This is a genomic window from Ruegeria sp. AD91A (assembly GCF_003443535.1).
Taxonomy (GTDB): Bacteria; Pseudomonadota; Alphaproteobacteria; order Rhodobacterales; family Rhodobacteraceae; genus Ruegeria.
This window is the reverse complement of sequence record NZ_CP031946.1, coordinates 3,572,301-3,597,769: the sequence shown is the minus strand read 5'-3', so window position 1 is coordinate 3,597,769 and position 25,469 is coordinate 3,572,301. Positions and strand designations below refer to the sequence as shown.

The window sequence follows — 25,469 nt, the reverse complement described above, 5'->3', positions numbered from 1 at the left end:
CAGTACCGAGGTCGCCAACGCGCAGAAAGCGGACTTTTCAAATTCTAGCTGGCGGCCCATTGCGGACATTGAACGCGGAATCTGAATTTTGTAGTGGCATCCCAACCTGCTTACACTCGAAACGGAGTTGCATGCTCTTCATTGGTCACTGAATCAGCTAAGCCAGGTGTTTGTCGCTTCAAGCCCTTCGCGCAAGACAGAAAACATCTTCTTAATTTCGATTTCGCTAATGATAAGGGGCGGCGAAAGAACACACATGTTGATAACCGGTCGAACTAATAACCCACGTTTTTGGCATTCTATATCGATCTGGCTACCAATCTCGTAATCGCGTCCCAACTCGCTCCGAGGATCACCGTCGACTGAGCATTGAACGCAACCCATTAAACCCATCCCACGCACGTCGGCAACGATGCCTATCTGACGCAACTGCTGTAGTTCATCCTGAAAAACCGGAGCGACCATTCGAACGTGTTCGAGGATTTTTTCCCGTTCAATGATCTCAATGCTCTTCAAACCCGCAGCCGCGCTAACCGGATGACCAGAATAGGTGTAGCCATTTGAGAAGGTCGCATCTTTTCCTCCAACGTCTGCGATCAATCGTTCAGAGATTATCGCGGCACCCATCGGCGCGTACCCAGAAGTCATTCCTTTGGCACAAGTGATTATGTCAGGTTGAATGCCGAAAACAGCTTCTGACGAAAACCAATGGCCCAATCGCCCAAATGCTGTCACCACTTCGTCGGAGATATATAGAACATCATACTTCTTGCAGATGTTTAGGCAGCCTTTGTGGTATCCATTAGGCGGCACGATCACGCCGCCAGATGCCAGAACCGGTTCGGCGATAAAAGCGGCAACGTTTTCGGGACCAAGAGCTACAATGGCGTTTTCAAGATCGGAAATTTTCTCCTTCAGAAAGCTCTCTTCGCTTTGACCAGGTGAACGGTAGAGCGGATTCACGTCTGGCAGGAAATGTGCGAGGTCATCCGCCTTGTCGAGCCAAAGCCGGTCACGCTCTTTTCCACTGATGCTGGCCGCCAGATAAGTGCTTCCGTGATAGGCTTTTTGCCGTGAAATGATTTTCTTTTTCTCGGGGCGTCCCAAGAGGTTGTTGCGGAAATGGACAAACCGGATGGCCGTATCAACCGCAGTGGAACCGCCGGTGGTAAAAAAGACACTGTTCAAGTCGCCCGGCGCACGATTGGCGATTTCGCGCGCGAACCGCGCGGCGGTCGAGTTGGAGTTGTTAAAGGGCGAGAAATAAGCAAGGTTCCGAGCCTGCTCAGCCATGGCCTCGGCCATCTCCTCTCGTCCATAGCCGATCTGGGTGCACCACATGCCTCCCGGTCCGTCGATCAAGCGTTCGCCTTTTTCGTTCACCACATGGATGCCACTGGCACTTTCGACAAAAGTACGGTTGTTTTTGCCCAAAGCTTCCATCCCTTCCCACGGGTGCAGGAAGTGATCGTTGTCCCATTGTTTGGCGTTAGAGTTATCCATGATAGGTCATGCTTTCCGCGCTCATTACAATGGGGAATTCTTCGCGCACCTGAGTGTCCGAAGCGCCGAAATAGTTAGGGAAATGGCTGTCTAAAATAGAATTGGCTTTGTCACGAGCGCGGTCCAGTAAATCTGATTTGCCTTCGTTTTCCCATGTGTCTGTACGCTCCCGATCCATAAGCTGTGGGTAGACGAACTCGCTGTTCATATAGTTTAGCGTGTGGGGGTTGCCGAGGAAATGACCAGGGTCGATGGCGCATTGGTGGATCACATCCACAGCCATGGTTTCATCCGTGACCTCTATCCCGCGTAAAGATCTCAGTATCATTCCGCCCGCTTCGTCATCGATGACCATACTTTCAAAACTACATCCCATGAGGCTGCCGATCATACCGCCAAACTCGCAAAGGCGATTGGCACCGGCATGAGCAGCAAGAGTGAAGGTCAGCGCCTTTTCTAACCCGTATTGCGCGTCGGGTATTTTGGCATCGGTCATGCCTGCACCAACGGATGTGGGAAGGCCATAGAAATTACCCATTTGAATGGCAGCCGCGCCAATCAGAGCCTGTTCACCGCCACCACCGGTGAACGAGCCGCTGCGCAAATCTGTGATAAAGGGCCAAGCGGCAAAGCAGACCGGACAGCCTGGTGTGATGAGGTTCACTATGGCAACGCAGGCCAGCGTTTCGGCCACGGTTTGTACTAGCGTCCCCGCAAGCGTCGCGGGGGCTGTGGCTCCGGCCTGAGGAGGCACGGCCAGATCGACGGTCAGGCCAAGTTTGGCGGTATCGATCAAGATTTCCATGTTCTCCTTGCCGATCCGCAAGGGGGACACCATAGGGCAGCCGCCAAATATGACGCTTGGCTTCTTCATGAAAGCTCCATCGCCACCTTGCGCCAAATCAAACATATGAATGGCATGTGGGATATGGCTGCGGTCGCGAAAGGTCAGACAGGCAGGTTTTTGGCTACCTGCGAGCATCGCATATATGGTGTTCATGTCGTGAGCGAAATCATCGGTCACGTCGGTGGCTAAAACCGTATCGCCCAGCATATGGATGTTGTCCAAACAGTCCACCAGACGGGTGAAATCATAAACGTCGCGCAGGACCGAAGGGCGATAAGTTTTGGTCTCGGAATCGAAGGTGGTGACGGCGGTGCCAGAGTTGGCGAAATAGACACTCTCTGCCGAGCAATGCATATCGTCTTTGCCTTCACGCTCTCCGCGGGCATAGACATAAAATTCCTTGGCAGCACCAGCGATGATGTCGTCCATCAGGGCGCGTGGGAAGCACAGCCGATTGAGGTTATTCATCACCGCGCCCTTGGGCAGAACCAGATCAAGCAATTCCGGAAAATGGTCGGTGACGCCGGTGTTTTCCAGAACGGTCAGGGCCGCTTGGTGGATGTTCTCCATATCTGATTGGGTCAACGGCTTATAGCGTCCGCCGCTTAAGCCTCCACATACGGCCTCATTGCCCGTAGTCGCCTGTTGCACCTTTATGCGCGCGGCGCGCCCACCACCACCGCGACGGCGTGATTTTGCCTCAGCCATTACCGGCCATCCTTTGTTCTGGTTCCGGGCTGATCATTGCGAAATAGAAATCGTAAAAATCCTGGATCGCGGTTTCCATTTCGCCCAAGGGGCCCGGTTGGAAGTATTGAGAATTCACGCCGGACTGGTTGTGGCGAATGATACGCTCGTCATCCAAAGATGTGACATGCCAAAGCCAGGTCAGGTCTTCCTTGTCGTAATCCTGGCCTTCTTCGGCGTCAGCGCGAACCAGCCAGACCACCTGAATGTCGGTTTCCTGCAGACCACGTGGAACAAAGCGGTAACCCACCATGTGATCCGAATAAATCAGGAACCAATTCAATGGACCAATATCAAAGTCAGTTGCGCCACCATCGAAGCCTTTCAGCGTTCCAAGCAATGGCGCAAGCGCCTCGCCCGATTTGCTTCCGGTTTTGTAACCTTGGTAAAGCGGGTAGCGCCGATAGTACCCGCTGGTGAATGGGGTGAGCGCAGCCTCGCCAACAAGCGCCAATTCATCAGGTGTCAGCCCAACTTCTACAGCCCTTGCATTTAGCGGCTCGACCAAGCCAGCCATGTCTTGTGGCGATTTCAGGCTATGAGAGCGAGAATACTCTTTGTGCGCTGGCCCGCAGTGGTAGCATTCAAGGTAGTTCTCAACCGCTAGTTTCCAATTCGCGGGGACGGGAAATGACGCTGTATGCGCTACTTTCAAATTGTTGAGGCCATAGGGTTCGACGAGTGGCTCAAGTTTACTGAGGACAGGATCAAGTGATGGAGTGTTTGCATCTGCACAGACAAAGATCAGGCCCTTGAAGACACTCACCTGAACGGGAAGAAGCCCAAATTTTGACGGGTCGAACTGTTCCCCCATATTGTGACTTGCACGAAGTTTTCCTGATAGCTCATATGTCCATGCGTGGTAGGGGCAAACAAGAACGCGAGAGTTGCCGGACTGTTCAGTGCAGACGCGAGATCCACGATGGCGACAGACGTTCAAATGAGCGCGAACTTCGCCTTCGCGGTCGCGAACAATAATGATGCTCTCCGGGCCATAGTCGAACAGAAAATAGTCTCCGGGGTTTGGGATTTGGCTGACATGCCCTGCCCAAAGCCAGTTACGGTTCCAGACCTGGGCAATGTCATAGTTATAGATGTCTTGCGAGGTATAGAATTCACGCGGCAGCGCGTGGCCGTACTGGTGCGAGGCCATCAAAGCATCTAACTCAAACGGTCGGCTGTTCATCACGTCTCCTCCAAATCGATTATCTCGCGGCGAAACCAATCCTTGTCCGCTTCTGCCTTTGGGCGTTCAAAATCGCGTGCCGCGCGGTGGCCTGCGAAGACTGCGTCCACGATCAACCCCGGAGACGCGGCATCGCCAATAAGTTCGAGGGTTTTCAAACCGATCCCGTGCAAGCTGTCATAAAGCGCTGTCTCTCGGTGGCGCTCGGTAACCAGAATTGTCGACGCACACGGAATATCCGTTTCGCGTCCGGTAAAGGCACACCCGATGCGCGCGATGTCACCTTTAACCGCCGTCAGCACCTGATTGCAGCGAATGTCGATACCAAGCTCGATCAGGCGGGCCTGAATACGAGGCTGCTCCAAAGTATTGACGGCGTAAGTTGAAACTAAACTCTCTGGCGTGACGAAGACCACCTGGTATCCGGCGGTCGCCAGTTTTTCAGCAATCACCCCTGCCAGATAGATGTGGTCATCATCATAGATCATCACCGGCCCATCCGGAGGCAGAAGGCCGTTCATGATGTCATCAGGCGTCAACACTTTGGCGGTTTGCTCGATCTGAGGCATATGGCGCTGCGTGCTACGGCCGATACCGTCGGTGCGCCAATGGCTGCCGGTGGCCACAAAGACGTGTTCGACGCCAAGCTCTGCTACCTGATCGCCATCAAGTCTGCTGTCGGTGAACAACTGAACGTTGCCGCGCTGCTTTAGGTCAATCAGGCGATAGTCGACGACGCGGGACCAAGCCGCGAGGCCGGGAAGCTTGCTTTCCTTTGCAACACGTCCACCAAATTCAGCTGAGGCTTCGGCCAAGGTCACCTGATATCCTCGCCTTGCCAATTGCGTAGCGCATTCAAGACCGGCAGGGCCACCGCCAATAACCAAAGTATCCGCGTTGCTCTTTTTCGGCGGGATGATCTCGGGGTGCCAACCACGCCGCCATTCCTCGCCCATGGTCGGGTTTTGGGTGCAACGGATCGGTATACCCAAATTGTCCGAAGACACGCAAATATTGCAGCCAATGCATTCGCGGATTTCGTCAATGCGGCCCTCTTCAATCTTTTTGGGAATGAACGGGTCCGCAATGGAAGGTCGCGCCGCTCCGATAAGGTCGACGATTCCCTTTTTGACCATCGACAGCATCATATCGGGGGACGTCAGGCGACCGACACCAACCACAGGTTTCCGTGTGATCTGTTTGACGTGCGACAGAAACGCGTTCTGATAGCCATCCCCCGGTTGAAAGCGGGTTGTGGCACTGTCATTGGACCAGTCGGCAACGTTCACATCCCATAGGTCAGGAAGATCGGCCAAAAGCTCGACCACGGCACGGCCTTCTTCTGAAGCCTGCATGCCGTCTGCGCCCACCATCTCATCAATGGCAAACCGGAGCGCCACAGCGCAGCTGTCACCTACAGCTTCGTGGGTATCTTCCAGCAGTTCGCGTGTCAGGCGCACGCGATTTTCAAGCGACCCGCCATATTCATCACTACGCTGGTTCATATGCGGCAGCATGAAATGTTGCGCCAAAGTCATGTTGTGTCCGGCATAGACGTAAATGATGTCAAATCCGGCATCTTTTGCGCGCAGGGCGGCCTCGCGGTGCCAGCGGCGGAACTCGCGAATATCAGCTTTATCCATGGCCTGCGCCTGCTTGGGGTGTGTCATGTCGACGGACATTTCGGAAGGCGCAAGAACCGGGGCGCGGGTTAGCAGGTTTTGCGCATGATTGCCGTTATGAACCAGCTGGATAGCCGCCAGCGCACCATGTGCATGTACTGCGTCTGTCATCAGCCACAACGCGGGCACATCGCGCGCGTCCCATAGCCGCCCTTCGGCGTAAGGAGACAGGTCAGAAGTCGGGTGAATCTCGGTCTCCTGATTGGAAACCACCGCCCACCCGCCTTCGGCCTTCATTCCACGAACGGCGGCGTCCGCCCTTGGTCGGAGGTGCCCCAGCCCGGTGCAATGAGGCACCTGATAGAAGCGGTTCCTTGCAGTGACTGGCCCGATCTGAACCGGTTCCAAGAGCATAGCATATGGGTTCGCGTCTGACATGTTCACGCGTTTTCCTGTGTTTGTGTTCCGGGGTTGGTTGGCCCCGGAGATATTGTTGAATCAGAAGCCGGCTTTAATCCGTTCAAACTCCGCCAGCATTTTTGCCTCAAGCTCGGGGTTCACTGCATCAAAGAACAAACTGCCCTCGAAGAAGCTTTTTGGATCGGAGAAACCATAAGCTTCGATGTTGGCTTGGTCGGCAACTTCGAAAGCTTTTGCGTTGGAATGCGGGTAGCCCCAGTTGTCGATGATGTACTGACCGCTGGCCGGGTCAGTAAGCGCGTTCAACAGATCATAGACCTGATCGACCGGTGTCGTGGATGATTTAAGGTGCACATAACCGCACGCCCAAGTCGCGATACCCTTGTCGACGTCTCGCATCATAGCTGCAGGCACCTCATTCCAAATCAGGTTCAGTTCTGACTGGTTCCAGGCCCAACCAAATTCGATCTCGCCGCTGGTCATGGCCTGGTCAAACTGACCTGCATCGGACCAGTAAAAACGCATGTTCGGGTGGATCGAGCGCAGGAAATCCGATGCTTCCTTGAATTGCTCATCGCTTAGGTTAGTGTAATCGTCGGCATTTCCAGTAGCCAGCGCCGCCAGCGCATAGGCAGATGATGCGGCATCCGGGATTGCGATCTTGCCTGCATAGGCCGGATCAGCCAACAATTGCAGTGAGATATCGTCCGCCGAGATTTTGTCAGTTCGATAGATAAGGCCCGTATTCCCCCACTCGAACGGCAACATGTAAAGCTGGCCGTCCAGAACGATGGCGTCGACTTCCTTGATCTCGGGCAGTACATCGGCCCAATTGGTCAGTTTGCTTTCATCCAGCGGCTGAATCAGATCTGCTGCGACCCATTTTCTGACCGCGTCGGAACAAGGATGTGCCAGATCAGCAGTAAAACCGGAACTCAGCTTGGTAAAGGCTTCTTCCTGGCTTCCGAAATAGGAATAGCTCGGTGCCTCATTCCCGTATTTTTCCATGTAGCTGGCAAAGAAGCCCGGGTCTTCATATCCCGACCAGTCAAAAACCGTCAGATCAGCTCCACCGGCGCTGGCGCTTCCTGCACTTATCGCCGTCGCATATGCGAAAGCCGCAATTCTCTGAAGTTTCATTATTTCCTCCCATTGTCTTATTCTGTGTCTGTGCCAAGATCGATCACGCTGGCGCTTTGGACTCCCAGCCAAACTGCGTCGCCGCGATTGAAATCAACCGTGTGAAAGTAGTTCGGAACCGAGACCGAGATCGGCTCGTCGGTTTCCGCAACCTGAATGTGGTAGTGAATGTTCTCGCCATAGAAGGCGACATTGCTGACTTTGCCCTGAACGGTTGATGGATAGTCTTCGGGTTTTTCAGCGGTGATTTCTAATTGTTCGGGTCGAATACCGATGTTCATATCTCGGGCGCTGGTTGCAACGTTGGGGTTTCTTTCAATCTCCATTTGGCCAAAGGCCTTCGCGTCGATTGAAAGCGTATCGCCGTTTTCCTTTAGCAACTGGGCAGGCAGAATGTTCATCTCACCGATGAAACTGGCAACCTGCTGATCGCAAGGCCGGGCGTAAAGCGTTGTTGGCGTATCCACCTGCTTGAGGCGCCCATTGAACATCACGCCAATGCGGTCAGACATTGTCATCGCCTCGTATTGGTCGTGTGTGACCATCACAAAGGTGATACCCAGCGATTGCTGCAGATTGCGCATTTCAAATTGCATCTGCTCGCGCAGCTTCTTGTCCAAGGCCGACAAGGGCTCATCCAGCAACAATACTTTGGGTCGCATGATCAGCGCGCGGGCGAGCGCCACCCTTTGCCGTTGCCCGCCTGACAACTCACTTGCACCGCGATCCTCAAGACCGCCCAGCTCGACCATTTCCAAGGCCTCGGCTACGCGCTGGTCGATTTCGGCTTTGGGGGCCTTGCCGCGTAACCCATAGGCCACGTTGTTCCCGACATTCAGGTGCGGGAAGATAGCATAGCTCTGAAATACCATGTTGGTCGGCCGGTTATTGGCAGGCACACCATCCATATCCTGATCGTCGATCAGTACAGTGCCTTTGGTCGGCTCTTGGAACCCCGCGATCATCCTCAATACCGTGGTTTTGCCACATCCCGATGGGCCGAGGAGTGAGAAAAACTCGCCTTCTATAAGATCGAGATTGATCCCGCTAGCCGCCAGGAATGTACCATAGCGCTTTTCGACGCCCCTGAGTTCTATGATGTTTTTGTCTGTCATCTGACCTCTGATGCGGATGAGCGGCGCCGGAAATACTCTGCCAGCACCAAAAGCAGGACCGATGTAAGCAGCAGGATAGAGCCTAGGGCCAAAACGTTTGGAAGCTTGGCGGGGAAACGAATCTGGCTCCAGATGTATACTGGCAAGGTTGGTTGGTTGCCGGACAGGAAAAAGGCGAGGACGAATTCGTCGAAGCTGACTGTGAAAGTGACCAGCAAACTGGCTATGATACCCGGGGAAACGACCGGAAGCGTCACGCGGCGGAAGGTATCGAACACGCCGACGCCCAGATCGTAAGATGCTTCCTCCAGCGACGCATCGAAGTCATCGAACGCAGACTTCAGGATCGAGACGGAAAACGGCAGCGCAAGAAATGTATGGCCCAGGACGACGGTCAGCAAAGACGGCTTGAGTCCGATAAACAGAAACAGAACCAGCATTGAAGAAGCAACGATAATGCCGGGAATAACCAAAGGCAGCATCACCAGACCTTCGGCAGCACGCTGACCCCGAAAACGGTACCGAACAAAGGCGCGGGCGGCGAACAATCCCATTGCGGTAGACAGAAGTGCCACGACGGTGCCGACGCCAAGCGAATTCCAAAGGGCCTGGATCAAGGTATCCTGTTCGCCCAGCCTCCGATACCAGTCCAGCGTCCAGCTCTTGATCGGAAAGGCAACTATTGTGCCGCTATTGAATGAAAACAAGGGCAGAAAAAGGACGGGCAGGTAAAGAAAAACCAAATACAGAAAAGCGTAGGCTGTCAGGGTCGAAGGGCGTCTCATCTTATCCGCCTCCCTAGCCGGGTGGCGGTAATGACAAACACGATGGCGACGAAACCGACTGACAGCATCGCGATCAGCGAAAGTGTGGCACCGAGAGGCCAGTTGTTGGCGGCCCCGAACTGCACCTGAATAAGATTGGCAATCATCTTCCCGTCCGATCCGCCGACCAGTGCTGGGGTCACGTAGTCACCGACTGTTGGGATAAAGATAATCAGACAAGCCGCAATGATCCCCGGTACCGTCAACGGCAGCGTCACCCGCACAAAGCGTTGCAAAGGACTGTTGCCGAGGTCTGTGGCGGCCTCCAACAGGCTTGGATCGATCTTCTGCAACGAGACATAGATCGGCAGGATCGCAAAAGGTGCCCAAGCATGAGCAAGCGTCAGCACGACTGCAAATTCATTGTAGAGAAGGAAGTCCAGCGGTTCGTCAATCAGACCAAGCATCAACAGTGCAGAGTTCATCACTCCATTGAACCCTAGGATGAGTTTCCAGGCAAAAACGCGCAGGAGGTAGCTAGACCAGAATGGAATAGTGATGAGCAGAAGCCAGATGGTCTTTTTCCGGGCCTTCATCGCGATGAAATAAGCGATGGGATATGCCAGTGCGACGGTAACTGCTGTTACTGCTCCGGCAATCCAGATCGACCTTAGCATCAAGTGCCGGACCAGAGGATCTGCAAACGCGTCGCCATAATTTTTTAGTGTAGGTGTCTTGTCGAGCGTTACGTAGGTTTGCGTCCAGAACGAATAGGCGATCAGGATCAACAATGGAGCCGTCACCAGAAAACCCACATAAGCCGTGGCTGGTGCGCTGAGGGTATAGCCCCGGGATGCTTCGCTACGAAAGATTACCCAACCTCCCTTCCGGATTTTCACGAGTCACTAATGGACGATCGTCCATTAAATGTTGCGCCAGAACGGTCTTTCGTGTCAATCTTCCTGTGAGATAGACTTGAGGGATGCCATCAAGAGAATGGAATTATTGAATAAAGTGGAAAACGTCAGAGGAAGAAAACGTGGCTCGAAACGTGATCCAGATGCCAACAGGCAACTTCTGATCAAGGCGACTTTGGACTCTATCGCGGATATTGGAGTCACCGATACAACGGTCAGCCGCATCTGCGAGCGTTCTGGTTTATCGCGCGGAATGATCCATTTGCATTTCGGCGGGAAGGACAATTTGCTGACGGCAGCAGCCCAGCATTTCAGTGCTCAATATTATGCCGAAATGGACAAATTGACCGATCTGGGTTCGGATGCATCGCCCGAAGACCGTGTGATGTCCGTGATCGAAGCGGACCTATCCGAAGCTCTGCTCAATCCAAGAAGTACGAAAATCTGGCATGCATTCCGCGGCATCGCAAGCTCACACCCAGGCATTGCCCGCTACAGCAGCACCCAAGATCACAGACTTGTCGAGACCTTGCGACTTGCATTCTCGGAGATAGCCCACCACAACGGGCGTGACGCAAATTTGGTGGACGATGCCACTAGTGGAACTCTGGCTCTGATGGAAGGTATGTGGGTGAATTATCTTACCGATATGCAGGGCTTTTCTCGGCGGCGCTCTGTTAAACTAATACGAAGATTTTTGTGCGGCCTTTTCCCCGGCAAGTTCAAGTTGTGAGTCCTAGCGACGCTTAGATTTTAGATAGAAAAAACCTCTTCTTGGACAGCCGACCATTGGTTTTGGCAGGCCTCTTCGCACCTACTTGTCGTCCACCCTGACTTTGAGGAAAATCAACGACTGCGTTGTGCTGGAGGACGGTCTCCATTGCTCGAGCAGCGTATGTCTTCTTCTCGTCCGCTTTTAGGTTGGGCATGTCCGCTATGGGGCTGTGTGCGGTCCTCCGTTGAGAGCGAGCCAACGGCGGCAAAGTCCGCAACTCTGCCGTTCAGCAGATTTCAGCGAACGTCCGCTGCAGTTCAATGCAGACCTTCAGGCAAAATTTCTCGGAATGACCACGAATAATGACCGCTGTCCGCTACTAACTCTGGCCAAAGTATCCCGCTTCAGCGATGCTGCACAGGGGCGCGAGACTGACCTCCTGGAGAAGGATTCTAAAGCGAATTTATGCTGCTAAGATTTGGCTTTGTTTCACTCGCAGGAAAGCGCACGCCTGACTAAACGGCATCGGTTCCGAGCCGCTCCTGTTTCATCGATCGCTTCCATCAACCAATTGCTATCGGCTTGTCTGGTCAACATCAGAAAGCCGAAATCACCATTGTTCGCGACGACACTCGCCAAATTTCCGGCAACTTTGACATCGGTGACAACACCTGTGGGCATCGGATCAAGCTGCGTCCCGCCGTTGCCGCTAATACCCTGCACCGGCCCGTCCAACAAGTCGATTGCTTGAAAAGCGTGAATATGGCCAGAAAGAAAAAGATTTACTGTTTCTGGAATGGCTCTACTGAATGCTGCGCGCTGTGTGTCGTCACCATCGATCAATTCACCGAATGCATGCATGTTTACCCAAAGTGGGCGATGAGTAAGAAACCAAGTTTCTCCGCTGATATTTGCAAACAAATCTCGCGCCATCTTACCGTAAACATTTAACAACTCAGTGCTGCTTTGAGGTGCAGGGCCTGCGGATGAATCAAATGCAATTAGATTGAGGCCGTTGACAGAAGCTATCCACGGCTCGGTCACAGCTGGACAATCTGAGGGAACGAAACCTGGGGCAAAATAACGGAACCATCCTTTGCTGCCGCGTCCGCAGTTTTCGTGATTACCTCTTATAAAAACAAATGGAGCGAGCTTGAGCAGCCTATCTGCAGGATCCAACCAGTCGGCAGACCACGTCTGGAAATTGTCACCAAAGGGCGATCCACCGCACTTCTCCGGTTCGGGGCACTCTGCCGATCGGTACAAATAGTCGCCAACGTGGATGACCAAGTCTGGCGATCTGGACGCAATTTCTGCGGCAATTGATTTCAATGGCCAGGCATCGGGATCATTGCAATCTTGTACTCTGGATCTGCGAATACGGCATCCAGTATCTCCAATCACGGCAATACGCTGTACGCTTTGACTCAAGGTTGGTAGCGTGTCTCCCTCAAGTTCCATCTTCTGTGAATCTTGTCGGGCACGATGCTCGCAAACGATTTCCGGAAATTGGTCATCTGGAGCAGCACGTTTATGCATTGCAACAACACGCCCGTCGATTTTCAACAAAGGGCAGCTAGACGATGTAGAGATAGCTCGAACAACAATTGTCTTGTCGGGCCCGAGTTGAACCCAATGCTGCAGTACTTCAGCAGTAGAAGGCGGAGCAACGAAACAAAGCCAAATCAAAGCCCCGAGAACGGTTGAAGCGGTCCTAGTCAACAAACGGGCACCCCTTTCGAACTAAGCGGCGAATTTACGATCGGGATCTGAAAAGTCCAGTGGATCTTGCAAGAGGAACTTAGGTTGAGGCAGCCGGCAACTTCAGTAGCATAGAATATCACACTTCATTTGAAAGCTTTCTGGAGTACCTCACCGCATGCACCATTGGGACGTACCGTATTGGCAAGGTGTCTGAGGTCTGTTCTTAGCCCGCTACGCATAGGTTCCAAAATGGCTGAGTTTACGAAGCCACTGCGCAGTAGGAGCAGCAAGCCGACCCGATGTCGGCTTTGTCCGCATGTCGGACGTTCGCTGCAACTTGCTTTAACGTACACATTGCGGGACAAAGCTCCCCTTCGCCGCGGTGGCTCCAATGTCCGCTCTGCTCACGCAAGTCTGCCTCAAGCAACTTTGACCAGTAGTTTCTGTGCCTCACCCCATTGCCTCGGCGATTGCCCATACATGCGCCTGAACTCGCGACTGAACTGGGACGGGCTGACGTAACCAACGTCCATTGCGGCTTCGTTCACAGGCATCCCGCCCGCGATCTTCATGGCGGCGTTGTTGAGGCGCATCGTCTTAACGAACTGGATTGGAGCCATCGTCGTGACCTGCTTGAATTTGCGATGGAAAACCGCCCGGCTCATGCCCGCTCGGCTTGCCATATCCTCTATGGAGATCGGCGCATCCAGATGTGACGACACATGCGCAATTGAACGTGCGATGGCGTTGCCAGCACCAAATGCTTGCCGTGCGAAGGTGCCAGCTTCTCCACTCAGGATCGCATATAGCACCTCACGTAATCGCGCCTCGCCGAGAACTGCTGTATCCGTCTCGCTGTTTCCGAGCTGCAGTAGCCGCAGCAGCGCTTCAGTGAATCCATCGTCCCATCGTGCAAACCTAATTCCTGGCTCCCGCAGTTCTCCTTTGACCGAAGGCAGAACGCCCCCGGCATTTTCCATCTCCATCTCCAGCTCGGTCATAGCGCGTTGCTCAAGAGTGATCATGACTCCGTAGAGTGGGTGGTCACGCGAGGCCAACGGCGTCCCCGCCTTGACCGGCATCGACATTGGGCAGCAGAGATATTGACTGTTGTCGTATTCGTATCTTCGGCCATTCAGTACGGCTTCCTTCACCCCACTCACGATGGCCACGATGCAGGGCTCGTAAATGGCTGGAACACAGGGGATTGAACGCGTGGCGCGAAACAGCCGTACACCCTTGATGCCCGTCTCGGTCAAGCCGTCCGTTTCGGTTCGGCCTGCGATGATTTGCTTGATCTGATCCTTGCTCATAAGAGAGATGTAAAGGCTCCAGATCGTTGCAGGCAACTACCTTGATACAATCGGGCAAGTATTTGCGATGATCTCGCCTGTTTCCGCATTCTGGTAAGAGCTATCTGCATTTCCAAGCCGAAACACAATTCACTCGGTCCCCGCGCCAACGCAGATAGGAGACAAAAGATGCCAGATACCACATTCGGACCCAAAGGCTGGATGCCCGAGCGCCTCGGCGACCTTTCCGGCAAGACCTACCTCATCACGGGCGCCAACGCCGGTGCCGGGTTCCAGGCCGCGCGGACGCTTCTTAAGAAGAAGGCCAAAGTCGTGATGTTGAACCGCTCGGCAGAGAAGTCTCAGGCAGCTGTCGCGGACCTGAAAAGTGAGTTCGGAAGCGGGGCGGACGTGAGCTTCATTCGCATGGACCTGGCCTCCCTCGCAAGCGTACGCAAAGCTGCGGACGAGGTTCTGAATTCCGTTCCCCGGATTGATGCGCTCATCTGCAATGCGGCCATCGCACAGGTGCCAGCCCGCAAGCTGACAGAGGATGGGTTTGAGAGCCAGCTCAGCACCAACCATTACGGTCACTTCCTACTCTGTGGCCTTCTTTTTGAGCGGATCGAAGCCTCAAAGGGCCGCATCGTTGTCGTGGCAAGTCTTGGCTACAACATGGGCCTGAAGACGATCAAGTTCGACGACATGAACTGGGAAGAGGGTTACGGGCCGAATACCGCCTACTCACAAAGCAAGCTGGCGCAAATGATGTTCGCCTATGAATTACAGGACAGGCTTGCCGCCGCCGGGCGCACCGAGGTCGAGGTCTATGTCTGCCATCCCGGCTCGTCGGCAACGTCACTGATCAGCACGAGCGGTAGCCGGACGATGCGGTTCATCTGGTGGCTCATGACCAAAACACCGATGGTTCAGACTGCCGAGCAAGGGTCCTATCCCGAAGTCATGTGCGCCACCGAAGAGGCTTTGACCGAACAACGCGCGCTTTACGGGCCAACGGGCCGCCTTGAAGCCGTTGGCCCGGTTGGCAAGGGTAAATTGAACCCACACGCGTATGACAAGACCGTCATGGCAAGGCTTTGGGAGGTCAGTGAACAAGAAACAGGCTTGAAGTGGGAGATTTGATCCAACGGGTCCCGTGCGGCTGGTGATGCTTCACCCATCATCGGAAATTCGTGCACCGTGGAGCATTTAGTAGAATGGGCTCAACGCGGACGTTGGTCGAAAAATCGCGAATGACCACTAAGCGGGACGAAGCTGCCTTTTGCTCATGCGGCGAGTTTGGTGGTCGCGAGCCCACCAAAAGTTGGAACGAGTAGCGGCACTACAGCGCGATTTCCCGAAAGCGGACGTTCAAATCACTCAAATCGGCCGAAATCCAATCCGGACATTCTCTGCGTCTCTGTGCAACGTCTCGCATGCGGGACAAAGCAGCCATTGGAATACAGCTCTTAAAACGCATCTATCGGATCGCGCAGACATTTGATTAAACAGCAGCCAGCTGCGCATTGGAGAAGGTTCGCTGCGTTTATTGACCGCTCGGAGTATACCAAATCGGTGAGGAATAAGCCCGTTCGGTTGTAACCATAGGCACGTCGTTTGTCATCTGAACTTCAAAGCGTTTTGCTTCATACGCGGTCCATCGTGGAGTTGGTATTTCTAACACCCTAACATAGTAAAAAGCTCTTCGGTTTGGGTCAAAATCAGGGTCTTGCCAGAAGCCAAGCAACTCAGGCGATCCAATGGTATTGGTCCAAGTTGCATTTGCTACGTCTACTGTGTTGCCAACTAACGGCAGCTTACCGTCAGCGCCAGGTTGCCGGTCGTCGCTCCAGGCCACATCGTAGACCTTTTCGCCACGCGTCCCGTCATCATTTAACCAGCCTTTCACAATCTGCACACGATCAAGGTTGCCGCTGAAAGGATCTTTCAGCGCAGCAACGAGGAAGTTTGGCACCCCGTTGTCTGAACGCTTGGGCAGATCGGCGCCCATTGGTACACCTTTCGCATAACCGATATCAGCGGGAAGGCGCGAGTTTGCGTCTTCTTCCTCGAAGTTCCATCCACCGAAAAAGCGCAACATTATTCGCGATCCGGTGGTTCCGTATACTTCACGTCTTTCCAAGGCGTCAAAAATCGCCTCACGCGTATTTTCGGTTGCCCAGACAGCGGCATATCCACCCGAAGCTTGTTGCCACCCATAAATAGTAAACTCCGGGTTTGGGGCTTCGATGACCACGTGCTCCCACCTATTTGGCTCTGGCTCTACACCAGAGTGTTTGCCAAAAAAGTTCTCTTCTTCGACCGCAGCCATACCGGTATGCGCGTCGGTGGAGCCAATTTGGCCAACCTTGTAGGGGTTAATACCAATTGTATCTTCCAACATTAGACCGGTTTTATAGGCCTCACGGGAGTATTCATACTGCAACATATCTAGTGTCTTGGCTTGCGTACCGTTGAGATTTGACGCATCCCACGTGTCGAAATCCGCGAACTCGTCGTCGGGAGATAGAAATGGGTGGGCCTCGCTGTCGCCTTTGATTTGTGTAGTCTCAATGACCGGTTCAAACCGTGCACGTAAGGTGGCCATTTCCGCTGTGAGAGGCGTTCCATCAAAGTTTGAAACGCTAAACAAGCGGCCGTTGCTGAGGTTGCCGTTATGTGGAATGGCGAGCACATCACCGCCGGTGCGATTTTCGTACTCAGCCAAATGCGCCCATAAGTCCTCAGGATTCTGACTGTCAAACTGGGAGTAAGGGACAACAGCGTTTGCCATGTCGGCACCATCGCGGAATATCACGTTGCGATGAATGTTATCGCCTCCCTGTGAGGTCCACTCATATCCAATGAGAGCCGAAAAAACGCCCGGTTCATTGTAGCGCTCCGCCAATGCTGTGTACTTTCTCCAAGCGTTTTTTACGGCCTTGGTGCCTTCGAAAGGTGGAGTCGGTTGAGAAAGAGACGCAACGATCTCCATAGCCGTTGCGAAGATCCGATCAGGGTCATTTGTGACCAATTCATCATACCATGCCTTGGCTTGTGGTTGTGATAGCAAGTCCGGGTCACCAGAGAGAAGCTGAGGCATCAGCCCATACATTTCAGCGTGATCCGCTATTACCAGCCAATCCAGCGGGCGTCCTAGCTTTGCTTTAAGTCCATGAGTTGTAGTGACCTCTTCACCGCGCGCAAACCTGAACGCCTCCTCTTGGCTCATACGGGTCATTGTTCCAGCGTCCACCGAAACTTCCGTGTGCAAGTGCGTGTCACCCCACAATACCCGAGTCGGGAAATTCCGTCCTGCATAAGGTGAAAAGTGGTCGGTTTCGAAATTGGCCGTCACATCTTCTTTTGCGGGAAGCACATCTTGCACCTGAGCAGTTGAGCTGTGACCAATTCCAGTTGCAAAGGTCAGTACTGCGAACGCACCTATTCGCCGCGTCCAAGGTTTTTTTGAAATCGGCATAGATCGTCCTCCGCGTTGCAATTCGTTTTGGATTTGCATTCGCCACACCGGACCAAAAGCTGACAACGCAAACACCAACGTTTCTTATGTGAGGATGATGGATCAGCGGCTACGTTGCAAGCACGCTGGGTCTGTTTTAGGCCAGCGATGCGGTCATAAAGAGGATTGTGAGACAGTGAATATCGTTGGCTAGCTCATCTAATGTCGGCTGAAAGCCGCGAGGTGTTTCCGGACCGGGCGGGGTCCGTTCAACTAAAAACTGAAAGCTAGATTAACTCTGGCGATCATTGCGAAGAAATCGTCTACTTCGGGCTCAACGCAGTCATCTGACGGGTTTACTCAGATGACGGATTAGCGGCTTTGAGCGGACGTTCACCCCCGAAAAACCCGGAGTTTTGAACAGGAACGACCGCTCTCACCAAAAGCGGTCGCTCTCCCAAAACTTAGCTACGACCGGCTTGCGGACGAAGCTGACATTCAAATCGTATTCAGTGCTGGAGCATAGATGGTGTTGTGCAAATCAGAATCTGAATTTAACACCGAGCACCGGACCATGTTGATCAACGTCATATTCAAATGCACCTGTAGAGAGGCTGTCGCTATAATCCATGCTGTAGTAGCGCCAGCCAAAGAAAAGTGACGCGCTGTCCCAAGCGCGCCAATCAACTCCGATGTTGGCGCCGATTTGCAAATCGTTGCCCCCCGCGCCGAAACCACCAAGGTCCAATGATGCAATTGCTGTCCATTGGTCATTAAGTACCCATGTGCCGCGAGCACCAATTACTGGCTCCCACCATCCCTGATCTCCTCCAAGAACAGGAACTGGCAGGGGCGACGAAACTGTGATTTCTTGCCTCAATGAGTTGTAGCGAGCACCAAATTGCAGATCGACGGCGTAGCGCTGGCCATTGTCACTGACAGCATCGACAGCTTTGTAGGCCGCAAGCAAGCCAATCCATTTTTGTCGGATATCAGCAGTAAACGCGGCACTTCCTGGAGTTGGTAGGTTTCCATCTGCCTCCAGAGAGACATAGTTAGCGTCAATTATGAAACCCCAATCGCCGCGCCAGATTTCGTACCGGCCAGCGGCAGCAAAATCCAAAAGCTCTAGCGCATCGCCAAAATCAAGATCAAGCGGAATGGTGGCACCAGCGACGGTTGACGTTCCGCTCGTTCTTGCTGGTAAAAAGGCATAGATCGCCAACGTCTGCCGCCATTCATCTTCACTTTGGCCCGCAAGTGGGATCGGTTCGGCAAATGAAGCACTTGCAGCCAACGATGTCATTGCGGCGGATGTCGCAATCAGGCTTCTGTTAATCATGACAATTCTCATTTCTCTTGACTAAACGAGCGGGTTCCGAAGCACCGAAAGAATGCCTCGGAACCAACACCATCAATGGCTTTGCGCTTTTAGCTCAGTTGGGAGAGCGCTTGCATGGCATGCAAGAGTTCAGGGGTTCGACTCCCCTAGGCTCCACCAAATTATCACACAACTACAAGCATTTGCGAGCTGTCTCGGCTCGTCTTGGTCAGGCGCGCGCCCCTCGGGGGTACGTTGGGGGTTCGCTATCGTCCGCAGTATGGGCAATATGCGCTAGTTTGACCGACGACTCACCCACCCACTGTCAACAAAAAAGATGTCAAAAACACTGTATCTTTTCGGTTTTAACCAAGCGCTGGACAGTTCAAGCTAATGGGTATGAGCAGTACCGCTCTAAGCCTGATTGATGTCATAACCGTAATTGGAACGGTAGCATCGGTGGCAGGTCTGGTCGTCGCACTGAGAAAGTTTGGCCACAAGTAACAGTGCAACGACCCAAGTGTAGAAACTAGTCTAGCAGACGGACACTGGAAACAGTGTCCGTCATGACTCACAGTAGTCACTAATTTTGCCGACGCATCAAGTTCAAAGCGCGACAACCGGTTGACCCGTGACAGAACAAAGATAGAACACACGTCATGAAGAAATGGCCACGAACAATCCCGTATGACCTGAAATGTCGGCTTGAACAGTTGCGTGAGTACCGCAGCACACTAAGCATTCAAACCCAGTGGGGAGAAGTGTTGGAATGGCTGGAAAAGCATGGCGTGGAACCACCTGATCACGCGTTACCGACCGAACCGGAACTACGCGGGCCAGTCGGTCAGAGTTAGCTATACTTTTGGATAGCCCCCTATCCTTATGCCCGCTTAACGGTGTCGGTCATTTCTTGTTAGACTTCATAAGCCTACATTTTTATTCAATTATCACGATGTTTGCAATATTATCCTGAAGTGCTATGCTTAACATCAGTGTCGTGGGGGTGAGTTATGAGAGTTATTTGCGCATTAGTGGTTCTGTTTTGCGCCGGAGATTCAGAAGCTTTGACCATCTCGGATGGGTCGGGAAGCGTGACTGTGGATGATGATGAAGTTCTATCCGAGCTTCTCTCAGACTTTGACAGCGAAAAACATCTAGCAGAATTGGAATGGGAAAACCTCCGTTTGACCCAGATCTCTGAAACCTATGACAACGATCGGCATCTTGAAGAGCTGGAATTGTTGCGGGAACCTACAGATCAAGAGGAGGGCGTGACGGAAGGCACCGTGGCGCAGGCAAACCTTGCGGCTGTTCCGATACCAGCCAGTTGGCTGCTGCTGCTTGGGGCTTTGGGCGGGCTGTTTGGTTTGGGCAAACTTCGCGGAAACCGGTCAGCTTAATTGCTGCAACTGCTTTCATCTATTAGAGTTTTGACAGGGACGCCGGAGTTTGGTTGCTTCGTGCGTAAGTGTCGAGAAACCCAATTCCGTTAACCGGGCTATAGCCAAGCTTTCACCATTAGGCCCGGATCGATTGAAGGTATTTTGGTGCGGGTCAGTGCCAGATGCTGATAAATTCGCTTGTATTGCGCGGAGTGCCCGGCTGAAGCCCGGCCAACCATGGTCATCCCCGGTCGAAAACAACGCAAGACGCCAGTCAAGTACGACAGGCGCATATACAAATCGCATCGAGATTATGTTTGGCAGGCTCAGGGACCGGGGGCGCGTGGCGACACGCCATGACCTTTGTCCCAAGGTCTTCATCTCAGCAATCGCATTCGCGGCAACCGTCATTTGCTGGTTTTGAATACTGACCCTAGCTTAACCTTTTAAAGCGTTCCGGCATTTGCGAACTGCCATTTCGGAACCGATGCCGCGACTGGCATGGATACAATCATCTGTGAAACGGAAGGTGGTCTTTCCAGTTGGGGGACCATGATAGCCGAGGCTTAACCTTTGTTTTGACAGCGCCCTGTCTTGATTGTTGATACAGCTGAACCTGCCGCTATCCAGTGAAAAGTGCTCCACGTCACAGGGCCAGCATCCGTGGAAAGCCCAAGCTAAAGCTGGTCGCGACTGAAAAAACCAGAGGTGCTGACGTTGTCATGCGTGTTCCCATACAGTAGCGTCCTTTGCCATGGTCATCCGACGATACTCACTTTCGCTACTGATCAGCATTCTGGTCATCCTGACTGGATTTGGCGGCGTTGCTCATACGTTGTCAAATGGCTGCGTTGGCCTTCACTGCAAGGACCATGTGCTATCAACGGAACACTCTGCTGTGGCAAAGCACATCGATGATGTCTCGGCCCCAAGCCGCCACCATGACCCTGAAAGTTTCGGAACCGGAGAGTGTAACCCCTCTCTTTGCCAAGCAGTTGTATTGCTCTCCCTGAGCGGCGAAGTTGGGTGGAACCAATCTGAGATTGACCGAGAGTTACAGATTGGAGCTCTAGCCAAGCTGATTGAACCAGATAGCCCCTACAGACCCCCTGACGTTTGAAGCAACGTAATCCTCGCGCACCTAAGTGATCAGCACGTGCTGCTGTTCGCGATGTGTCGCAGTACTACCAGCCTCCACAAAGTCAGGATCAATCCATGAAAAAAAGCCACTTACTAATCGGCGTATGCGCCGTTGTCGTCGTCGCCGCTTTCATTGCTGTTCGCTCTGGCCCAGTCGAAGAAGCCGCGCCACAAGGCACACTTGAGGGCGAAGCCATGGTCGCAATTCAGATGCCGCCCATCGAGGGCAATGCGACAATCGGCCAGCGTATCTTTGATGTTTCCTGCGCCTCCTGCCATGGCGTCAATGCGGTCGGAGCAGAAGGCTCAGGACCGCCGCTGATCCACAAAATATACGAACCCAGCCACCACGCTGACGAAGCCTTTCAAAGGGCGGTTTCACAGGGTGTAAGAAGTCATCATTGGCAGTTTGGTGACATGCCACCCGTCGAAGGTTTGACGCGTGGTGACGTCTCCATGGTGATCGCGTACATTCGTGAAATTCAACGTGCCAACGGGATAAATTAAGGACAGCACCATGAAAAAGATCATAACGCTCGCACTCATGGCTGCTCTTCCCAGCGGCGTACTGGCGCATTCCAAGGTCGAAGAAACAACCCCTGCCGACGGAGCCACAATAATCGGTGTGCCCGCTGAAATTGGCATCAACTTCTCCAAGGACATTCGGCTGACACGGATAGAAATGGCCCATGAAGAACACTCGGCAGTAAGCCTGGATTTGGGCGACCAGACAAGTTTTGGTCAAGAATTCACGATCCCATTGCCGAGCAATGGAACCGGCACCTATGTCATCGAATGGCGTGGTTTAGGTGAAGACGGCCATGCGATGCAAGGCGAGTTTTCCTTCACCGTGGAATGAGCATGCCAGACATTTGGGGTATTGCCGCAATCCTCGCAAAGCTGGCGCTTTACGTCGGCTTTGCGGGGTCCACCGGGCTTATGATTGTTAGCTGCCTTTATTGCGGCTACGTCGCACCGATACACCGCGTGATGAAGCGCCAAGCCAGGGCCTTAGCGTGCCTTGCTCTCGCCGCAACAGTAGTTGGCTTCATGCTACGTGGAGCCGCCTTAACAAGCGGATTAGACGGCATGGTCGACCCGGAGATGCTTGGTTTACTTTGGCAGACCCCCGTAGGCGACGTACTAGTTTACCGGCTTGTCGGCGCAGCATTGATTCTTGTGGGATTGTCTATTCCTCGATTTGGCCACTGGATCGCACTCGTGGGAGGTACATTGGCTCTGTGGTCCTTTGCGCAGATAGGGCACGTGCCGGAACTGGAGAGTGTTGGTGTCCAACTCTTGCTCCTATTGCACCTGCTATGTGTAGCCTTCTGGGTAGGCATCTTTTGCCCGCTGCGGAGTATGGCTCTCATGCCTGAACACCTGACAGATGCCGCTGAACTAGGGTATAGGTTTGGGCAAACTGCTGCATTGATTGTACCGACTTTAATCGGTGCGGGCCTATGGATGGCCTGGTTGTTTGTCGGCAACCTCCAAGGGCTCGTGTTCACTGGCTACGGGCAAGCACTGTTGTTCAAAGTACTTCTTGTGTCGCTGCTGATGATCCTCGCCGCTGCGAACAAGCTCCGATTTGTTCCGGCTATGCAAAAGGGAGAGGGAAAGGCAGCCCAACGCCTAGCCCGATCCATCGAGGTTGAGGCAATAGTCTTATTAGCGGTGCTGGCAACAACGGCAACACTCACGAGCGTACTTACGCTTCCGAGTTAAGGTAGATAGAGATGAAGAAACACCTGTGTGTACTCGCTATATGCAGTATTGGGACTAGCGTCACTGCAGATCATGAGTTGTTAGATAGAGATCTGGCGAATGGGCAGGAACTCTACGTAGTGCACTGTGCCTCTTGCCATGGAGTTAATCTGGAAGGCGAACCCAACTGGCAGACACCTGATGATGACGGAGTGTTGCCTGCGCCACCACATGACGTGACAGGGCACACATGGCACCATGATAACCAGCTACTGTTCGAATATACCAAACTAGGTGGGGCAGATGCATTGGCAGCACGCGGTATCGAAGACTTCAACAGTGGCATGCCGGGCTTTGAGGGCACTCTGACCAACGAAGACATATGGGACGTGCTGGCCTACATAGGCTCCACTTGGCCCGACGATGTTCAGCAAATGCAAGCCAGCCGCAACCTTCCGCACCAGTAGAAGACAGTGGTCTGGTGCAGGTTTGGGTATATACAGTTCAACTCAGCTGGTTGTGTAGTTCCTGGTGTGACACACTACAAAATCAACATACCACAATAGTGTTTTCTATCAGTATATTAGACGCTCAGCGGCGTTTCCCCCAGGCTCCACCGAAACCTGAACAGAGCTAACTTATAGACGCGGACTTAAAGGGGAGCAGGTCACGAACCCAGGAGGCGGAGAGGCAATGTTATTTGACAGAGGTGGTGCAGCCCACTGGCGTAAACGAAGATACGGCGCCGACCAACAGGGTTGCCCGAGGACCTTGTCTCCAATTGGCGTAGCGAAAACGCCAGCTTGATATTCCAAATCGGCTTTTGGTACCGCACCAGGCGAGTTTTTGAGCCGTGTACTACGATTGTGCTGTTGGTTTTTACACTTAAGTAATTAAAAGATAAACCTTTTCCAAAAAAATTGGTTAAAAGTTTTTCAAGTAACCTCAGATTTCGTCAATACGTTTACAAAATTTTGTTTCAAATCCAGTAATTTGTTGTGAAATTTTCCATCGCCTTTCCATTATTGAAGTGCACATAAGTGCGCTTTCGTCTGCTGGAAGAGGAGCCAGACGACGAGAGAAAGGGAAATGGGAGGAATTAATGACCAACAAATCTGTCACACGCCGCGGCGTGTTGAAGTCTGGTGCCGTTGCAGGTACCGGTCTGGCCCTGCCTACGATCTTCACGGCTTCGTCGGCTGCCGCTTACACAAACGAACCAACCGGAGGGTCCGTAACCCTGGGCTTCAACGTTCCCCAGACCGGGCCATATGCCGAAGAGGGCAATGACGAGCTGCTGGCGCAACAGCTGGCAGTGGAACACCTGAACGGAGAGGGTGACGGCGGCTGCCTGAACACCTTCACGTCGAAGGCGCTGAAGGGCAATGGCATCCTCGGCAAAAAGGTCGAGTTCGTCACAGGTGACACCCAGACCAAGTCGGACGCCGCGCGTGCATCCGCAAAGTCGATGATCGAAAAAGACGGCGCGATCATGATCAACGGCGGGTCGTCCTCGGGCGTGGCCGTTGCGGTTCAGGGCCTGTGTCAAGAAGCAGGTGTGATCTTTATGGCGGGTCTGACCCACGCCAACGACACGACCGGCAAGGACAAGAAGGCCAATGGTTTCCGCCATTTCTTCAACGCCTACATGTCGGGCGCTGCGCTTGCGCCGGTGCTGGCTGCCGAAATGGGCACCGACCGCCGCGCCTATCACCTGACGGCTGACTACAACTGGGGCTGGACCCAGGAAGAGTCGATCGTCGCCTCGACCGAAGCCCTGGGATGGGAAACAGTCAATACTGTCAAAACGCCACTCGCGTCAACAGACTTCTCGTCCTATATCACTCCGGTTCTGAACTCCGGCGCGGACGTTCTGGTTCTGAATCACTATGGCGGCAACATGGTGAACTCGCTGACCAACGCGATTCAGTTCGGCCTGCTCGACAAAGTGGCCAATGGCAAGGACTTCAAGATCGTCGTGCCGCTGTATTCGGAACTGATGGCTGCTGGTGCGGGCGAGAACATCAAGGGCGTGCTGGGTTCGATGAACTGGAACTGGCAGCTGCAGGATGAAGGCACCAAAGCCTTCGTGAAATCCTTCGGTGAGAAGTACGGCAAACCACCGTCCAACTCGGCGCAGACCTGCTATGCGCAGGTTCTGCTTTATGCTGATGCTTGCGAGCGTGCCGGCACTTTCAATCCGTGCGGTGTTGCGGAAGCGCTGGAAGACTTCGAGTTCGACGGCCTGGGCAACGGCCCGACCTGGTATCGCGGCGCCGACCACCAGTGCTTCAAGGACGTGCTGGTCGTTCGGGGCAACGAGAACCCGACCAACGCCTACGACACTTTGGAAATTGTCGAGATCACGCCACGCGCGCAGGTCGAATACGATCCGGAGCATCCGATGTTCGCAGGTGGCGCACTGGGTAAGTGTAACCCGGGCGCATAAGGCCTCGTATCATAGTCTGGCCGCCAAAAAGGTGGCCA

Annotated in this window: 21 protein-coding genes and 1 pseudogene; 10 read left to right on the top strand and 12 right to left on the bottom strand. The window is 53.4% G+C overall.

Annotation, left to right across the window (positions count from 1 at the left end):
- Positions 1-153: 153 nt before the first annotated feature.
- From D1823_RS18100 to D1823_RS18065, 8 genes are read right to left on the bottom strand one after another with little or no spacing between them, the layout of a single operon-like run.
- Positions 154-1,503, bottom strand: a complete 1,350-nt coding sequence (locus D1823_RS18100) for an aminotransferase (RefSeq protein WP_117872412.1) — start codon at positions 1,501-1,503, stop codon at positions 154-156.
- Positions 1,496-3,058 (bottom strand): trimethylamine methyltransferase family protein, encoded by a 1,563-nt coding sequence (locus D1823_RS18095; RefSeq protein ID WP_117872410.1) that lies wholly within the window; start codon positions 3,056-3,058, stop codon positions 1,496-1,498. Before D1823_RS18095 ends, D1823_RS18100 begins: the two co-directional genes overlap by 8 nt.
- On the bottom strand, positions 3,051-4,283 hold the full coding sequence (locus D1823_RS18090) for an SRPBCC family protein (protein ID WP_117872408.1): 1,233 nt from the start codon (positions 4,281-4,283) through the stop codon (positions 3,051-3,053). The genes D1823_RS18095 and D1823_RS18090 overlap by 8 nt, the downstream gene beginning before the upstream one ends.
- A complete protein-coding gene (locus D1823_RS18085) occupies positions 4,283-6,343 on the bottom strand; it encodes an FAD-dependent oxidoreductase (protein WP_117872406.1) in 2,061 nt (686 codons plus the stop codon). The genes D1823_RS18090 and D1823_RS18085 overlap by 1 nt, the downstream gene beginning before the upstream one ends.
- 60 nt (positions 6,344-6,403) lie before the next feature.
- Positions 6,404-7,465: an ABC transporter substrate-binding protein gene (locus D1823_RS18080; protein WP_117872404.1), complete on the bottom strand. Its 1,062-nt coding sequence runs from the start codon at positions 7,463-7,465 to the stop codon at positions 6,404-6,406.
- Between the two features lie 17 nt (positions 7,466-7,482).
- Entirely contained in the window at positions 7,483-8,580 is a 1,098-nt protein-coding gene (locus tag D1823_RS18075; protein WP_205511876.1) for an ABC transporter ATP-binding protein, read from the bottom strand.
- Complete coding sequence (locus D1823_RS18070) at positions 8,577-9,365, bottom strand: ABC transporter permease (protein ID WP_117872402.1); 789 nt, start codon at positions 9,363-9,365, stop codon at positions 8,577-8,579. The genes D1823_RS18075 and D1823_RS18070 overlap by 4 nt, the downstream gene beginning before the upstream one ends.
- Entirely contained in the window at positions 9,362-10,216 is an 855-nt protein-coding gene (locus D1823_RS18065; RefSeq protein WP_117872979.1) for an ABC transporter permease, read from the bottom strand. Before D1823_RS18065 ends, D1823_RS18070 begins: the two co-directional genes overlap by 4 nt.
- Before the next feature lie 103 nt (positions 10,217-10,319).
- On the opposite strand from D1823_RS18065, the gene D1823_RS18060 reads away from it, so the two are divergent.
- Positions 10,320-10,994: a TetR family transcriptional regulator C-terminal domain-containing protein gene (locus tag D1823_RS18060; protein WP_162896876.1), complete on the top strand. Its 675-nt coding sequence runs from the start codon at positions 10,320-10,322 to the stop codon at positions 10,992-10,994.
- Positions 10,995-11,465: 471 nt separating this feature from the next.
- Here D1823_RS18060 and D1823_RS18050 read toward each other — a convergent pair whose 3' ends face one another.
- Together D1823_RS18050 and D1823_RS18045 are read right to left on the bottom strand one after the other, a co-directional pair.
- Positions 11,466-12,542 (bottom strand): metallophosphoesterase, encoded by a 1,077-nt coding sequence (locus D1823_RS18050; RefSeq protein ID WP_162896875.1) that lies wholly within the window; start codon positions 12,540-12,542, stop codon positions 11,466-11,468.
- 557 nt (positions 12,543-13,099) lie between these two features.
- Positions 13,100-13,993 carry an AraC family transcriptional regulator gene (locus D1823_RS18045; protein ID WP_117872394.1) on the bottom strand — a complete coding sequence of 298 codons (894 nt, stop codon included), beginning with the start codon at positions 13,991-13,993 and terminating at the stop codon, positions 13,100-13,102.
- Between the two features lie 168 nt (positions 13,994-14,161).
- Here D1823_RS18045 and D1823_RS18040 point away from each other — a divergent pair, with 168 nt between their 5' ends.
- A complete protein-coding gene (locus D1823_RS18040) occupies positions 14,162-15,115 on the top strand; it encodes an SDR family oxidoreductase (RefSeq protein WP_117872392.1) in 954 nt (317 codons plus the stop codon).
- A gap of 403 nt (positions 15,116-15,518) precedes the next feature.
- On the opposite strand, the gene D1823_RS18035 is transcribed toward D1823_RS18040, so the two are convergent.
- Positions 15,519-17,453, bottom strand: coding sequence for a DUF3604 domain-containing protein (locus D1823_RS18035; protein ID WP_108861444.1), 1,935 nt, complete (start codon positions 17,451-17,453; stop codon positions 15,519-15,521).
- 520 nt (positions 17,454-17,973) lie between these two features.
- A complete protein-coding gene (locus tag D1823_RS18030; protein WP_117872390.1) occupies positions 17,974-18,774 on the bottom strand; it encodes an outer membrane protein in 801 nt (266 codons plus the stop codon).
- Positions 18,775-19,412: 638 nt separating this feature from the next.
- Between D1823_RS18030 and D1823_RS21975 the strand changes: the two genes are divergently transcribed.
- From D1823_RS21975 to D1823_RS17990, 8 genes and pseudogenes are all read left to right on the top strand, one after another.
- Positions 19,413-19,607, top strand: a complete 195-nt coding sequence (locus D1823_RS21975) for a hypothetical protein (protein ID WP_162896874.1) — start codon at positions 19,413-19,415, stop codon at positions 19,605-19,607.
- A 156-nt stretch (positions 19,608-19,763) separates the two neighbouring features.
- Entirely contained in the window at positions 19,764-20,153 is a 390-nt protein-coding gene (locus tag D1823_RS18020; protein ID WP_162896873.1) for a hypothetical protein, read from the top strand.
- A 225-nt stretch (positions 20,154-20,378) separates the two neighbouring features.
- Positions 20,379-20,559 (top strand): annotated as a pseudogene (locus D1823_RS18015) (IS5/IS1182 family transposase); the annotation flags it as partial.
- A 791-nt stretch (positions 20,560-21,350) separates the two neighbouring features.
- Positions 21,351-21,782 carry a cytochrome c gene (locus tag D1823_RS18010; RefSeq protein ID WP_117872386.1) on the top strand — a complete coding sequence of 144 codons (432 nt, stop codon included), beginning with the start codon at positions 21,351-21,353 and terminating at the stop codon, positions 21,780-21,782.
- Between the two features lie 10 nt (positions 21,783-21,792).
- Entirely contained in the window at positions 21,793-22,134 is a 342-nt protein-coding gene (locus D1823_RS18005) for a copper resistance CopC family protein (RefSeq protein ID WP_117872384.1), read from the top strand.
- A 2-nt stretch (positions 22,135-22,136) separates the two neighbouring features.
- Positions 22,137-23,003 carry a copper resistance D family protein gene (locus tag D1823_RS18000; protein ID WP_117872978.1) on the top strand — a complete coding sequence of 289 codons (867 nt, stop codon included), beginning with the start codon at positions 22,137-22,139 and terminating at the stop codon, positions 23,001-23,003.
- Between the two features lie 11 nt (positions 23,004-23,014).
- A complete protein-coding gene (locus D1823_RS17995; protein WP_117872382.1) occupies positions 23,015-23,449 on the top strand; it encodes a c-type cytochrome in 435 nt (144 codons plus the stop codon).
- Between the two features lie 635 nt (positions 23,450-24,084).
- A complete protein-coding gene (locus D1823_RS17990) occupies positions 24,085-25,431 on the top strand; it encodes a substrate-binding protein (protein WP_117872381.1) in 1,347 nt (448 codons plus the stop codon).
- Positions 25,432-25,469: the final 38 nt, after the last annotated feature.

What these genes read in the sequence shown, in the direction of transcription:
- D1823_RS18100 (WP_117872412.1), bottom strand. Translation starts at nt 1,503, where the DNA reads ATGGATAACTCTAACGCCAAACAATGGGACAACGATCACTTCCTGCAC.
- D1823_RS18095 (WP_117872410.1), bottom strand. Translation starts at nt 3,058, where the DNA reads ATGGCTGAGGCAAAATCACGCCGTCGCGGTGGTGGTGGGCGCGCCGCG.
- D1823_RS18090 (WP_117872408.1), bottom strand. Translation starts at nt 4,283, where the DNA reads ATGAACAGCCGACCGTTTGAGTTAGATGCTTTGATGGCCTCGCACCAG.
- D1823_RS18085 (WP_117872406.1), bottom strand. Translation starts at nt 6,343, where the DNA reads ATGTCAGACGCGAACCCATATGCTATGCTCTTGGAACCGGTTCAGATC.
- D1823_RS18080 (WP_117872404.1), bottom strand. Translation starts at nt 7,465, where the DNA reads ATGAAACTTCAGAGAATTGCGGCTTTCGCATATGCGACGGCGATAAGT.
- D1823_RS18075 (WP_205511876.1), bottom strand. Translation starts at nt 8,580, where the DNA reads ATGACAGACAAAAACATCATAGAACTCAGGGGCGTCGAAAAGCGCTAT.
- D1823_RS18070 (WP_117872402.1), bottom strand. Translation starts at nt 9,365, where the DNA reads ATGAGACGCCCTTCGACCCTGACAGCCTACGCTTTTCTGTATTTGGTT.
- D1823_RS18045 (WP_117872394.1), bottom strand. Translation starts at nt 13,993, where the DNA reads ATGAGCAAGGATCAGATCAAGCAAATCATCGCAGGCCGAACCGAAACG.
- D1823_RS18040 (WP_117872392.1), top strand. Translation starts at nt 14,162, where the DNA reads ATGCCAGATACCACATTCGGACCCAAAGGCTGGATGCCCGAGCGCCTC.
- D1823_RS18035 (WP_108861444.1), bottom strand. Translation starts at nt 17,453, where the DNA reads ATGCCGATTTCAAAAAAACCTTGGACGCGGCGAATAGGTGCGTTCGCA.
- D1823_RS18030 (WP_117872390.1), bottom strand. Translation starts at nt 18,774, where the DNA reads ATGATTAACAGAAGCCTGATTGCGACATCCGCCGCAATGACATCGTTG.
- D1823_RS21975 (WP_162896874.1), top strand. Translation starts at nt 19,413, where the DNA reads ATGAAGAAATGGCCACGAACAATCCCGTATGACCTGAAATGTCGGCTT.
- D1823_RS18020 (WP_162896873.1), top strand. Translation starts at nt 19,764, where the DNA reads ATGAGAGTTATTTGCGCATTAGTGGTTCTGTTTTGCGCCGGAGATTCA.
- D1823_RS18010 (WP_117872386.1), top strand. Translation starts at nt 21,351, where the DNA reads ATGAAAAAAAGCCACTTACTAATCGGCGTATGCGCCGTTGTCGTCGTC.
- D1823_RS18005 (WP_117872384.1), top strand. Translation starts at nt 21,793, where the DNA reads ATGAAAAAGATCATAACGCTCGCACTCATGGCTGCTCTTCCCAGCGGC.
- D1823_RS18000 (WP_117872978.1), top strand. Translation starts at nt 22,137, where the DNA reads ATGCCAGACATTTGGGGTATTGCCGCAATCCTCGCAAAGCTGGCGCTT.
- D1823_RS17995 (WP_117872382.1), top strand. Translation starts at nt 23,015, where the DNA reads ATGAAGAAACACCTGTGTGTACTCGCTATATGCAGTATTGGGACTAGC.
- D1823_RS17990 (WP_117872381.1), top strand. Translation starts at nt 24,085, where the DNA reads ATGACCAACAAATCTGTCACACGCCGCGGCGTGTTGAAGTCTGGTGCC.